Origin of the sequence: Microbacterium galbinum (assembly GCF_023091225.1) — a bacterium.
Lineage (GTDB): Bacteria > Actinomycetota > Actinomycetes > Actinomycetales > Microbacteriaceae > Microbacterium > Microbacterium galbinum.
Genome location: NZ_JAHWXM010000001.1, coordinates 1328940 through 1340588, shown reverse-complemented (window position 1 = coordinate 1340588; position 11649 = coordinate 1328940). Strand labels below are relative to the sequence as shown.

At 69.8% G+C, this 11649-nt stretch carries 12 protein-coding genes; 8 read left to right on the top strand and 4 right to left on the bottom strand.

Annotation, left to right across the window (positions count from 1 at the left end):
- Positions 1-55: 55 nt before the first annotated feature.
- From KZC52_RS06505 to KZC52_RS06490, 4 genes are all read left to right on the top strand, one after another.
- Positions 56-817: an ABC transporter ATP-binding protein gene (locus KZC52_RS06505; RefSeq protein WP_247623232.1), complete on the top strand. Its 762-nt coding sequence runs from the start codon at positions 56-58 to the stop codon at positions 815-817.
- On the top strand, positions 814-2292 hold the full coding sequence (locus KZC52_RS06500; protein WP_247623231.1) for an ABC transporter permease: 1479 nt from the start codon (positions 814-816) through the stop codon (positions 2290-2292). The genes KZC52_RS06505 and KZC52_RS06500 overlap by 4 nt, the downstream gene beginning before the upstream one ends.
- 100 nt (positions 2293-2392) lie before the next feature.
- Positions 2393-3019, top strand: a complete 627-nt coding sequence (locus KZC52_RS06495; RefSeq protein WP_247623230.1) for a 2-phosphosulfolactate phosphatase — start codon at positions 2393-2395, stop codon at positions 3017-3019.
- Positions 3020-3082: 63 nt separating this feature from the next.
- Positions 3083-3544 carry a DUF3054 domain-containing protein gene (locus tag KZC52_RS06490; protein WP_247623229.1) on the top strand — a complete coding sequence of 154 codons (462 nt, stop codon included), beginning with the start codon at positions 3083-3085 and terminating at the stop codon, positions 3542-3544.
- 11 nt (positions 3545-3555) lie between these two features.
- Here the strand turns inward: KZC52_RS06490 and KZC52_RS06485 are convergent, their stop codons facing one another.
- The 4 genes from KZC52_RS06485 to KZC52_RS06470 all read right to left on the bottom strand — a co-directional run bounded on the left by KZC52_RS06485 (position 3556) and on the right by KZC52_RS06470 (position 6871).
- Positions 3556-4044, bottom strand: coding sequence for a SprT-like domain-containing protein (locus tag KZC52_RS06485; protein WP_247623228.1), 489 nt, complete (start codon positions 4042-4044; stop codon positions 3556-3558).
- A 54-nt stretch (positions 4045-4098) separates the two neighbouring features.
- The gene (locus KZC52_RS06480; protein ID WP_247623227.1) at positions 4099-4626 is read right to left on the bottom strand and encodes a hypothetical protein; all 528 of its coding nucleotides are present in this window, start codon (positions 4624-4626) and stop codon (positions 4099-4101) included.
- 92 nt (positions 4627-4718) lie between these two features.
- Positions 4719-5579, bottom strand: a complete 861-nt coding sequence (locus tag KZC52_RS06475) for a spermidine synthase (RefSeq protein WP_247623226.1) — start codon at positions 5577-5579, stop codon at positions 4719-4721.
- Positions 5580-5611: 32 nt separating this feature from the next.
- Positions 5612-6871 (bottom strand): LCP family protein, encoded by a 1260-nt coding sequence (locus KZC52_RS06470; RefSeq protein WP_247623225.1) that lies wholly within the window; start codon positions 6869-6871, stop codon positions 5612-5614.
- Positions 6872-7051: 180 nt separating this feature from the next.
- Between KZC52_RS06470 and KZC52_RS06465 the strand changes: the two genes are divergently transcribed.
- From KZC52_RS06465 to KZC52_RS06450, 4 genes are read left to right on the top strand one after another with little or no spacing between them, the layout of a single operon-like run.
- Positions 7052-8341: a sugar ABC transporter substrate-binding protein gene (locus KZC52_RS06465; protein WP_247623224.1), complete on the top strand. Its 1290-nt coding sequence runs from the start codon at positions 7052-7054 to the stop codon at positions 8339-8341.
- Positions 8342-8356: 15 nt separating this feature from the next.
- Positions 8357-9331, top strand: a complete 975-nt coding sequence (locus tag KZC52_RS06460; RefSeq protein WP_247623223.1) for a carbohydrate ABC transporter permease — start codon at positions 8357-8359, stop codon at positions 9329-9331.
- A complete protein-coding gene (locus KZC52_RS06455; RefSeq protein WP_247623222.1) occupies positions 9328-10161 on the top strand; it encodes a carbohydrate ABC transporter permease in 834 nt (277 codons plus the stop codon). The genes KZC52_RS06460 and KZC52_RS06455 overlap by 4 nt, the downstream gene beginning before the upstream one ends.
- Entirely contained in the window at positions 10158-11642 is a 1485-nt protein-coding gene (locus KZC52_RS06450) for a glycoside hydrolase family 3 N-terminal domain-containing protein (protein WP_247623221.1), read from the top strand. Before KZC52_RS06455 ends, KZC52_RS06450 begins: the two co-directional genes overlap by 4 nt.
- Positions 11643-11649: the final 7 nt, after the last annotated feature.

Here is an 11649-nt window from a genome sequence, read left to right as displayed (position 1 = left end):
GGATGCATCCGCTGGGCGACGACCGCGACGGCACCTGCTCCGTAGCGTCGGAGACATGGAGATCACGACCACCGACCTGGGCCTCGCCGCCCGCGTCCAGCACCTGAAGAAGACCTACGGCTCCGGCGAGGGAGTCGTGCGGGCGCTCGACGACGTCAGCGTCGGCATCCGCCGCGGTCAGTTCACCGCGATCATGGGCCCGTCGGGCTCGGGCAAGTCGACGCTCATGCACATCATGGCCGGCCTCGACACCCCGACCGAGGGGCGCGCGTTCATCGGCGACACCGAGATCACGGGTCTCGGCGACCTCGACCTCACCATCCTGCGCCGCCGACGCGTGGGGTTCATCTTCCAGGCGTTCAACCTGGTTCCCACGCTCGATGCCCTCGGCAACATCCTGCTGCCGTTCGAGCTCGACGGGCGCCGGCCGAGCGCGCTGGAGCGTGCGCGCATCGACGGACTCATCGAGACGCTGGGTCTGGGCTCGCGCCTGCGTCACCGTCCGCACCAGCTCTCGGGCGGACAGCAGCAGCGCGTGGCCATCGCCCGTGCCCTGGCCACCGCGCCGGACCTCGTCTTCGCCGACGAACCCACCGGAAACCTCGACTCGAAGACCGGACGCGAGGTTCTCCAGCTGCTGCAGGCCGCCAGCCGGGAGCACGGTCAGTCGATCGCGATGGTCACCCACGACGCCATCGCGGCCAGCCACGCCGACCGCGTGCTCTACCTCGGTGACGGTCGCATCGTCGCCGACCACCCGCGCCAGACCGCCGAGGAGATCTCGGCCTACATGCTCGCGGCCGAGGTGTCGGCATGACCGCCGTCGGCACGGCCTCGGTGGTCGGTACCGTCGTGCCCGAGACGGCCGCCACGGCTCCGCGCCTCGCGTGGTTGCGCGACCGGGGCATGGGCGCCAGCATCCTGGTCGCGGCGCTGTCGGCGGCGTTCGGGGTGATCCTCGTCGAGGTGACGGCCTTCATCGGTGCGGCGCTGCAAGCCGACCCGTTCATCGGCGACAGCGAGACGCTCGCGATCGTCGTCGCCATCCTCTCGGTGCTGCTCACGGGGGTCGCGATGTACGTCGCCGCGATCGTCACCGCCAACACGTTCTCGACGATCATCGCCGGGCGCACCCGTCAGATCGCGCTCATGCGCCTGGTCGGTGCGACCGCGCGCTCGCAGCGTGCGGAGGTCGGGCGACAGGGCCTCGTGGTCGGCGTGATCGGCGCGCTCACCGGCGTGATCGTCGGTGTTGCGCTCGCTGCCGTCGGAGTGCAGATCGGGCGGATGCTGATCGCCAACGTGCCGGCGGACTTCACCCTCGCGCAGCCGTTCCTCGTGCTGCCCGCCGTGGGCGTCGCGCTCACGACCTGGGTCGCGGCATGGGTCGGCTCGCGACGCGTGCTCACGGTGACGCCCCTGCAGGCGATCGGCGGATCGGTCGAGCGCGGCCACGACGAGGTGTCGGGCAGGGCCGGGCGTCATGTCGGCGCCTGGGTGCTGCTCATCGCCGGTGCCGCCCTGCTCGCGGGTGGGGTGCTGGTCGGACTCGTGACGCCGCTCGGGGTCGTCGTCGCGTTCGTGGGGGGCCTGCTCTCGTTCACCGGTCTCGCGCTCGGCTCGGTGCTGTTCATGCCGCCGGTGCTGCGCCTCGTCGGGCGGATGTTCGGGTCCAGCGCCACCGCGCGCCTCGCCGCCGAGAACGCGCTGCGGTATCCCGAGCGATCGTCGCGCATGGCGATCGGCGTGGTGATGGGCGTCACCCTCGTGACGATGTTCGCGGTCGCGCTGGAGTCGGCGAAGCGGTTGATGATGAACCAGACCTCCGAGGAGGTGCCGCCGGAGTTCTTCGCGCCGTTCGACGCCTTCGCCTCGATCATGATGGTGCTCGTCGCCGTCTCGGCCGTGATCGCCGCCGTCGGCCTGGTGAACCTGCTCACGATCGGTGTCGTGCAGCGGCGCCGTGAGCTCGGGCTGCTGCGATCGATCGGGCTGTCGAACGCCCAGGTGCGCCGCATGGTGCTGCTCGAGGCGACGCACATCACGGTGGCCGCGACGCTCACGGGTCTGGTGCTCGGAGTCGCCTACGGGTGGATCGCCGCCCAGTCGTTGCTCGGCTCGGTGCCGGTGCTGCCGGACTTCACGCCCGCCGGGCTCGTCGCTCCGCAGGTGCCGTGGCTGCCGGTGGTCATCATCGTCGTCGCGACGGCGGTGCTGACGCTCGTGGCCGCCGCGACGCCGACCCGGCTCGCGACGCGGGTCGCGCCGGTCGAGGCGCTGGCAGCCGACTGACGGCGGGCTCGCCGGCTCGCTGAGGGGTCAAGACACGCCGCTGCCGCGGTCCCGCGGGCGGCGTGTCTTGACCCCTCACGGTGCGGAATAGGCTGGACGGATGCCGTCGCCGTTCGATCAGTCCACCTACCAGGTCCGCCTCGACTGGGGGCTCGCCGGCCTCGCACGGCTCGCCGAGGCCGACGTGGTCGTGATCGTCGACGTGCTGCACTTCTCGTCGAGACTGGCGGATGCCGTCGCCGACGGTGCCGCGATCGATCTGGCCGAGGCGGCGGTGTGGTCGACGGACTCCGTCGCACCGGCGCTCGCGGTGACCGCCGCCGCCGGAGGAGCGACGGTGCTGGTCGGAGGCATCCGCAATGCCACCGCCGTCGCACGCACCGTGCAGGCCATCCAGGAGGAGCGTCAGGCGCGCACCTCGGTCGCCCTCATCGCCGCGGGGGAGCGCGACGGCTCGAACGACGTGCGCTTCGCGGTCGAGGACCACCTCGCCGCCGGAGCGATCATCGCGGCGCTCACCGACCTCGGCATCGATCACACGGCGCCCGATGCGGCGGTCGCGGCGGAGGGCTTCCGTGCTCTGCGCCGTGCGCTCGGGCACCTGGTCTCGGCGAGCGGCTCGGCGCGCGACACCGCCGATGCCGACGCGGTCGCCGCGGCATCCCGTCTCGACGCCGTCTCGGCGGTGCCCGTGCTCCGCGACCGGGCGTTCACGGCCTTCGCCTGAGACAGCCGGCGGCACGCCCGGGGGCAGCACCGTGTGCGCGGGGCACGAGCGTAGGGTCGGGGCATGAGGTTCCTCCCCGCAGTCATCGTCGACGCCGTGCTGGTTCTGATCTTCGCCGTGATCGGCCGCGCCTCTCACGACGAGAGCCCCGCCGGATTCCTGCTCACCGCCTGGCCGTTCCTGGTCGCGCTGCTCGTCGGTCACGCGCTCGCCGCATTGCTCCCCGGTCGCCCGCGTCGGCCGTGGTCGGTGCTGTGGGGCGTGGTCGTCTGGGTCGTGACCGTCGCCGGCGGTATGCTGCTGCGCGTGGTCACGGGGGACACCGCTCAGCTCGCATTCATCATCGTCGCGACGCTGACCCTCGGCGTGCTGCTGGTGGGGTGGCGCGCGGTCACGGCTCTCCTGCGACGCGGGCGCGCCTCGCGGGCAGCGGCCGACGGTCAGCAGGGCGCGACCCTCTCGCACGACGACCCGGAAGAAACGGCCTCCTCGGAGAACGCGAGCGACGGCCCGCGCACGCTCTAGAGCCCAGCGCCCTAGCGCGGCGACTGCGCGGCGAGCTTCACGTCGGCCGTGATCTCGCGCCGCGTCCAGGTGAAGAGGTATCGCTGATCGAAGGTGCGCGAGCACTGGGCGCACGAGGTGGCGCGGGTCGGGCGGCGATGCCGGAACGTCTCGTGCCCGGCGGGGCAGCGGCCGATCCAGGGCGCGAGCTCGACGGCGGTCTCGCCGTGGTGCGTGGTGCCGCCGACGTAACCGAGGTCGCGTGCCACGCGCTTCCAGGCCGGACCGTGCGCGGCGGCGTGCCCGGCGAGGGCATGGGCGACCTCGTGCAACAGCACCTGATGGATCTCGTCGTCGTCGAACCGTGCCGCGAGATAGCGCGACACGGTGATGCGCTTCTTCGTGTAGTCGCACTGCCCGGCGCGACGCTTGGCATGGTCGAAGCCGAACGACCAGGAGTCGTCGAGGTACATCGTCATGAGCGCCTCACCCCAGATGCGCACACGGTCAAGATCCGCCATGCGCTCAGGCTAAGCCATACCGCCGACACCGGGGTGAACGGCCGGTGCGCACGGTCAGCCGGCGACGAGCTGCGACGGGCGACGGCGCTCGGCCGCGTCGATCGCCAGCAGCGTGACTTCGAGCTCGCGATCTGCCGCGCCGGCCTCGCGGCGCAGGAACAGCGACTGCTTGAAGCTGTCGCGCGCGGTGTCGAAATCTCCGGCGTCGAAGGCGTTCTTGCCGCGGTGCTGGTGGGCGAACGCGGCGATCGTGATCCACCCCTGCCCTTCGGCCTCCTCCGCGCACGCGGCGAGCTCCTGCTCGGCGGCGGCGTGCGCCCCACGGAACTGCTGCACGGTCGCACGCAGCACGCGGGCGCGCAGCACATCCTTGCGCGTGCCCGCCATGCGCGCCTGTCGCACGGTCGTCTCCGCGAGGGCGAGCGCCTCGTCGAGGCGTCCCAGCACCTTCAGCAACCACACGCGCTCCAGCAGAGCGGGAAGGCTGCGCTGATCCTCGATCTCTTCGAGCCGTACCGCGCACTCGTCGATATCGACCAGCTCGCGGAGGTTCTCCCGGTCGTATCCCCGGATGAAACTCATTGCTCTCCTTCCGCAGCGTCCCCGTCCAGTCTGCATGCCGTTCACCCGGTCGTCGGGTCGGCACGCCCGCGTGCCAGCATCCCGGATGCGGATCAGCGCAGGAAGAGCGAGGCGTCGGGTCGCGGAGAGGCCACGGCATCCGCATCGGTGACGATGTGCGCGCCCTGCACGAACGTCTTCACCTCGGCGCCCTGCGCGATCTTCGCCGGATGCGGGCCCGCGGCGAGCAGGCGGGGGAGCCACTCGGTGGGCAGGGGAGAGGCGGATGCCGCGACCACGAGGTTGCCGAAGCGGCGTCCCTTGAGCACCTGCGTGTCGGCGAGCACCGCGACCTCGGGGAGCACCGCGGCGACGGTCGCGACCTGTCGGCGGGCGAAGGCGAGTCCAGGGCCGTCGGCGACGTTGATGAGCAGCACCCCTCCCGGGGAGAGCAGCTGCGAGACCTCGCGGTAGAACTCGACGCTGGTGAGGTGCGCCGGGGTCTGCGCGCCGGAGTAGACGTCGGAGACGACGAGATCGCACGCGCCGGTGAGGGCGGCGGGGAGTTTCTGCACGCCCTCGCGCGCATCCCCGATGCGGAGGCGGATCGACGCGCCCTTCGGTACGGGCAGGTGTTCGCGCACGAGCGCCGCGAGGGGCGCCTCCCACTCGATCACCTGCTGCCGCGATCCCGGACGGGTCGCATCGATGTAGCGCGGCACGGTCAGGGCGCCGGCGCCGAGATGCACGGCGGTGAGCGGTCCCGCGGGCAGCTGATCGATCACGGCGCCCATGCGCACGATGTACTCGAAGTGAAGGTGCGTCGGGTCGTCGAGGTCGACGTGCGACTGCGGGGTGCCGTCGACGATGAGCTCGAATCCGCTCGTGAACTCCGAGGGGGCGATGGTGGCGACGCCGCCGTGATCGAGCTTCGCCTGCGGATGCTCGGTGTCGCGTGCGCGCATCCGTCCCATGCCTGCGAGCCTACGCGCTCGTGCCGTGCCGATCAGCGCTGACGGCCGTTGGTGCAGGTCTCCTGTTCGGCGGTCTGACCCGAGATGCTCGGGTCGAGCGTGGCACGGGGCGCCGGGGTCTCGGTCGTCGGTGCGTCGGTGGAGGGGGCGGTCCCGGGGTCGGTCGCCGTGCCCGGGCCGACGACCTCGACGCCGCCGTTGTTGGTCGCGTCGCCCGTGAGCTGCACCGGCTGACCGGCGGCGAGTGCGGACCACAGGGTCTCGGCGGCCTCGTAGTTCGGGACGACGCGGTCGCTGTCGTCCGGGTCCTCGAAGACCGGGTACTGCGCGAAGACGAAGTCGCTGAACGGGACGTCCTTGATCGACAGTGCGAGCTGCGCGATGCGCACCGGGTTGCCGAGCTCGGTGCTCGGTTTGATGTTGTCGACGGCCGTGTTCGCGAGCCCGAGCACCTTGCTCGGGTCGCTGAGCACCTCGTCGCTGAGGATCTTTTTCACCAGTCGCGACATGTACTGCTGCTGGTTCGAGACGCGCGCCATGTCACTGCCGTCGCCGACCCCGTAGCGCGTGCGGATGAACTGCAGCGCTTCGTAACCCGAGACGGTCCGGGGTCCGGGCGCCCAATAGTCGATGCCCGCCTTCTCGTCGCGGATGCCGTCTCCGCCGATGCAGACCTCCACGCCGCCGATCGCGTCGGTGATGGCCATGACGCCATCGAAATCGATCTTCGCGGCGAACGGGATCTCGACGCCGCTGAGGTCGGTGATGGTCTTGGCGACGCAGGAGAGCCCGGCGTTCTGGTAGATCGAGTTGATCTGCGTCTTGCTGGTCGCCGAGGCGATCGATCCGTCCTCGCGCGTGCACTCGGGCGTCTCGATCATGAGGTCGCGCGGCAGGGAGACGACGGTGACGTTGCGGGGTTCGGCCGAGACGTGCACGAGGAGGTTGACGTCGTTGAGGATGCCGCCGTCGGCTTCCGAACAGCGCTCGCCGAGGAGCCCGCCTGACACCTCGCCGCACTCGTCGGTGCCGATGAGCAGCACGCTGAACTCGCCCGGGAAGGCGCTGATCGACGGAGGTTCCACCTCCGGCGCGTCCTCGAGCGCCACCGCGTCGGCATTGAAGCGGTTGATGTAGTCGACGACGACGAAGGCGCCGACGGCGATGGCCGAGACCAGGATGACGCCGAGGGTGATCCCGGCGATCTTGAGGAAGCCCTTCATCGGTCCCGGGGTGGGGAGGGGAGCGTGGCGGGCGACGGTGGATCGGTCCTTGTGGCGGGCGCGAGGCATCTCGAGAGCATAGCCAGGGCCCCGGGAGGATGCCTGTGAAGGCCCCACGGAAACGATTGTCACAAGCATGTGACGATCGTGTGAAAAACTTGCAGGCAATTAGTTAGTCGTAGATACTTATTCGACAGGGCGAGCACCCACTCGTCCATCCCCAGGACGTTTCAAAGAGGAGATCCACTGATGCACAAGCGCATTCTTCCGGTCGTGGCGCTCGGCGCCGTGGCTTCGCTCGCGCTGGCCGGCTGCGCCGGCGGCGGCGACAACGGCGGAGCAGCAGACGGAGAGGGCCAGGAGCTCACCGTCTGGATCATGAAGGGCACGAACCCCGATTCCACCGCCTTCTACGACAAGGTCTCCGCGGCCTTCGAAGAGGAGACCGGAGCGACGGTCAACATCGAGGAGATCCAGTGGGCTGACGCGCACGATCGCTTCGTCACCTCGATCGCCGGCGGCACCACCCCCGACATCGCCGAGACCGGCACCACCTGGACCGCCGAGTTCGCCGACGCCGGCGCCCTCCTCCCGCTCGACGAGTACGTCGACGCCGAGGACGGCCTGCGCGACGACCTGGTCGAGGGCCTCGAGGTCGCGGGAACCTACGACGACGAGCTCTACGGCATGCCGTGGTACGCCGGCGTGCGTTCGCTCGTCTACCGCGCCGACGTGTTCGAGGAGCTCGGTCTCGAGGCTCCGAAGACGTGGGACGACATCATCGCCGCGGGCGACGCGATCAAGGCCGCCAAGCCCGACATGCTCCCGTTCCCGGTTCCCGGTGACGCCGAGTTCCAGGTCTACCCCTGGGTCTGGGGTGCGGGCGGAGAGATCGCCACGAAGGACGGCGACACCTGGACCAGCGAGCTCGACAGCACCGAGTCGCAGGCCGGCATCGAGTTCTACACCGGTCTCGCGACCGAGCACGGCTTCTCCTCCGCAGGTGCCACCACCTGGAAGGAGACCGACCTCCGTGACGCGTTCACGCAGGGCAACGTCGCCATGATGCTCTCGGGCTCGTGGACGCCGAAGTCGCTCATCGAGGCGAACCCCGACCTCGAGGGCAAGATCGGCGCGGCGGTCATCCCCGGCGAAGACGGCGGCATCGCCCCGTCCGTGCTCGGTGGATCGCACCTCTCGGTCTTCAACACGACCAAGAACGCCGACCTCGCGTGGGAGTTCGTCAAGCTCATGACCACCGGTGAGTTCGCCGAGCAGTGGTCGAACGAGACCGGCTACTTCCCGGGCGTCCAGTCCGCGATGGAAGAGGCCCTCGCCTCGACCGACCCGCTCGTGGCACCGTTCGCCGAGCAGATGGTCGACGGCGGAGCATCCGTCCCGGTCACCCCGAACTTCGGCGCCGTCCAGGCGAAGAAGACGACCAACTCCATGATCCAGGCCATCCTCAGCGGGCAGAAGGACGTCGCGACCGCGACGAAGGATGCCGCCGCTGAGATGACGGACCTGCTCAACCAGTAAGGAAGCACTCCTTCCATGTCGATGGTGCAAGCGCCACTGCCGGCCACGAAGGCGGAGTCCACCTCCGCCTCCGTGGCCGGCGGCCGGAAGCGTCGCGGTCTCTCGATCGTCACGGCCCGCCCCTGGCTCCTCCTCGCGCCCGGGCTGATCATCCTCGCGGTGCTCATGCTCTGGCCGCTCATCCAGGTGTTCATCTACTCGCTGCAGGACTACGGTCTGCGCGAGATCAACACCGGGGAGAACAACTGGATCGGCTTCGACAACTACGTCGAGGCGCTCACCAACCCGACCCTGTGGACGGTGGTCCTGCCCAACACCGTCGGGTTCGCCGCGGTGGCGGTCTTCGTCACCGTGGCGGTCGGCACGCTCGTCGCCCTGCTGCTCGCTCGCCTCGGCACCACGTGGCGCGTCATCGTCTCGAGCTGCATCATGGTCGCGTGGGCGATGCCCGCCGTGACCGGCACCTACGTCTGGACCTTCATCTTCGATGCCGACCGCGGCATCTTCAACTCCGTCCTGCGAGACCTCGGCCTCATGGACCAGTCGATCAACTGGTTCACCAACCAGTGGTCGTTCTACGCGATCGTGCTGCTGAACGTCGTGCACCACGGCTTCCCGTTCGTCGCGATCACCGTGCTCGCCGGACTCCTCGGCGTCTCGAAGGAGATGCTCGAGGCCGCCGCCCTCGACGGCGCCGGCGCGTGGCGCCGCTTCTGGAAGATCATCTTCCCGACCCTCAAGCCCGTCTTCTCGGTCGTCATCATCCTGTCGACGATCTGGGACTTCAAGGTCTTCGCCCAGGTGTACCTGATGCCCGGCGGTAGCGGCGGCAACCGCCAGGTGCTCAACCTCGGCGTCTGGTCGTACGTCGAGTCGTTCGGTCAGAACCGCTACGGCTTCGGTGCGGCCCTCGCCGTGCTGCTCACCCTCGTGCTGATCGGCATCACGATCGTGTACATCCGATCCCTCATGAAGGAGGACGAGCTGTGAACCCGCGCGCATCCCTCCGCTCCCGCATCGGTATCGGGATCGCCGTCGCGGCCGTCCTGATCTTCACGCTGTTCCCCGTCTACTGGATGGTCTCCAGCGCCTTCGACAAGAAGGCCTCGAGCGGTGGGCAGTCGCTGCTGCCGCAGGAGTTCACCTTCGACAACTTCGCGTTCGTCCTCACCGAGGGCGGGTTCGGCACCTTCCTGCGCAACTCGGCGATCGTGGCGATCGTCACCGTCGTCGTGAGTGCGCTCGTGTGCCTCCTCGCCGCCGTCGCGGTCGCCCGCTTCAAGTTCAAGTTCCGCACCACGATCCTCATGATGATCCTCGTCGTGCAGATGGTGCCGCTCGAGGCGCTCGTCATCCCGCTGTTCCTCCAGGTGAAGAGCCTCGGACTCCTCAACAGCATCCTCGGTCTGATGGTCGTGTACGTGGCGCTCTCGCTCGCCTTCGGTATCTGGATGCTGCGCGGATTCGTCGCGGCCGTCCCGGTCGAGCTCGAAGAGGCCGCCTACATCGACGGCGCGAGCTGGTGGCGCATGTTCCGCTCGATCCTGCTGCCGCTGGTCATGCCGGGCCTGGTCGCGACGAGCATCTTCAGCTTCATCACCGCGTGGAACGAGTTCATCTTCGCGATGACGATCCTCGGCGCGCAGACCGACCAGTACACGGTCTCGATCGGTCTCAAATCGTTCTTCGGCCTGTTCGCCAACGACTGGGGCAGCATCATGGCCGCCTCGACGATCATCACCCTCCCGGTCATGATCTTCTTCGTGATCGTGCAGCGTCGTCTGGCCTCGGGCATGGTGGCGGGAGCCGTGAAGGGATGACCGACGACCTCGAGCGCCTCGCGAACGGCGTGCTCTGGCCGGGCTTCTTCGGTACCGAGGCGCCCGCCTGGCTGACCTCGGAGCTGCGCGACGGCCTCGCCGGCGTCGTGTACTTCGGCCAGAACGTGGGTGAGGGATTGTCGGCCCTGAGCGCCGAGATCCTGGCCGCCAATCCGGATGCCCTGATCGGCGTCGACGAGGAGGGCGGCAGCGTCACCCGCCTCGAGTCGGCCACCGGGTCCACGCTCCCCGGAGCCGCTCAGCTCGGCGCACTCGACGACCTCGTCGCGACCGAGCGCACCGGTGCCGAGCTCGCCCGTCGCGTGCGTGCGGTCGGTGCGAACGTCGTGCTGGGTCCCGTCGCCGACGTGAACACCGATCCGCGCAACCCCGTGATCGGCGTGCGGGCGTTCGGTTCCGAGGAGCCGCTCGTCACGCGTCACGTGATCGCGGCGGTGGACGGCATCCAGGACGGCGCCGTCGCCGCGTGCATCAAGCACTTCCCGGGTCACGGCGACACACATCTCGACTCGCACCACGCGCTGCCCGAGATCGCCCTCGACATCGACGAGTACGAGCGCGTGCACCTCGCGCCGTTCCGTGCCGCGGTCGAGGCCGGGGTCGACAGCATCATGACCGCCCACATCGTCGTTCCGGCGTGGGGCGACCGGCCCGCCACCCTCAACCCGCGCGTGCTCGGCATGCTGCGCGAGTGGGGTTTCGAGGGCGTCATCATCACCGACGCGCTCGACATGGCGGCCATCCGGGAGACCGTCGGGATCGGCGGGGGAGCGGCGCAGGCCCTCGCGGCCGGCGCCGACCTGCTCTGCATCGGAAACCCCACGAACCCCGGCGACGATGCCCTCCCCGACCAGGACGAGCACGACTTCCGCGCCGCGCGCGACGGCATCGTCGCAGCGCTGCGCGACGGGTCGCTCTCCCGTGAGCGCGTCGAGGAGGCCGCCGGTCGCGTGGCGGCGCTCGCGCGCAAGCTCCGTGCGGCCGCCGCCGAAGTGTCGGACGGCATCGAGGAGTTCGACGCGACCGATGTCGTGCGTCGTGCGATCAGCGTCGTCGGAGACGCCCCGGCCGCGGCATCCGCTCTGTCGGTCGTCGATGCACGCCGCCGTTCGACGCTGGCCGTCGACAGCGCCTCGGCGTACGTCTCGGCGACGCTCGCCGACGACGGGCGCCGCGTGCGCCTCGACGTCGCGCACACCTCGGTCGAGGAGCAGGATCGGGTGCTCGACGACGCGGTGTCGACGGAGGGCACGACCGTGCTGCTCATCGACCGTCCCGATGCGGATGCCGCGCAGCGTGCACTCGTGGAGCGCGCGGCCGTGCGCGACCCCGATGCGGTCGTCGTCAACGTGGGCCTCGCCGCACGCACGGCGCTTCCGCTGCCGACGATCGAGGTGGGAGCCGCCAGCAGGCTGGGCGCGCAGATGGCACGGGAGCGGTTGGTCGGCGCCGCCGGCTGAGACGGGT

Coding starts and splice junctions, on each gene's coding strand:
- KZC52_RS06505 (WP_247623232.1), top strand. CDS start 56: ATGGAGATCACGACCACCGACCTGGGCCTCGCCGCCCGCGTCCAGCAC.
- KZC52_RS06500 (WP_247623231.1), top strand. CDS start 814: ATGACCGCCGTCGGCACGGCCTCGGTGGTCGGTACCGTCGTGCCCGAG.
- KZC52_RS06495 (WP_247623230.1), top strand. CDS start 2,393: ATGCCGTCGCCGTTCGATCAGTCCACCTACCAGGTCCGCCTCGACTGG.
- KZC52_RS06490 (WP_247623229.1), top strand. CDS start 3,083: ATGAGGTTCCTCCCCGCAGTCATCGTCGACGCCGTGCTGGTTCTGATC.
- KZC52_RS06485 (WP_247623228.1), bottom strand. CDS start 4,044: ATGGCGGATCTTGACCGTGTGCGCATCTGGGGTGAGGCGCTCATGACG.
- KZC52_RS06480 (WP_247623227.1), bottom strand. CDS start 4,626: ATGAGTTTCATCCGGGGATACGACCGGGAGAACCTCCGCGAGCTGGTC.
- KZC52_RS06475 (WP_247623226.1), bottom strand. CDS start 5,579: ATGGGACGGATGCGCGCACGCGACACCGAGCATCCGCAGGCGAAGCTC.
- KZC52_RS06470 (WP_247623225.1), bottom strand. CDS start 6,871: ATGCCTCGCGCCCGCCACAAGGACCGATCCACCGTCGCCCGCCACGCT.
- KZC52_RS06465 (WP_247623224.1), top strand. CDS start 7,052: ATGCACAAGCGCATTCTTCCGGTCGTGGCGCTCGGCGCCGTGGCTTCG.
- KZC52_RS06460 (WP_247623223.1), top strand. CDS start 8,357: ATGTCGATGGTGCAAGCGCCACTGCCGGCCACGAAGGCGGAGTCCACC.
- KZC52_RS06450 (WP_247623221.1), top strand. CDS start 10,158: ATGACCGACGACCTCGAGCGCCTCGCGAACGGCGTGCTCTGGCCGGGC.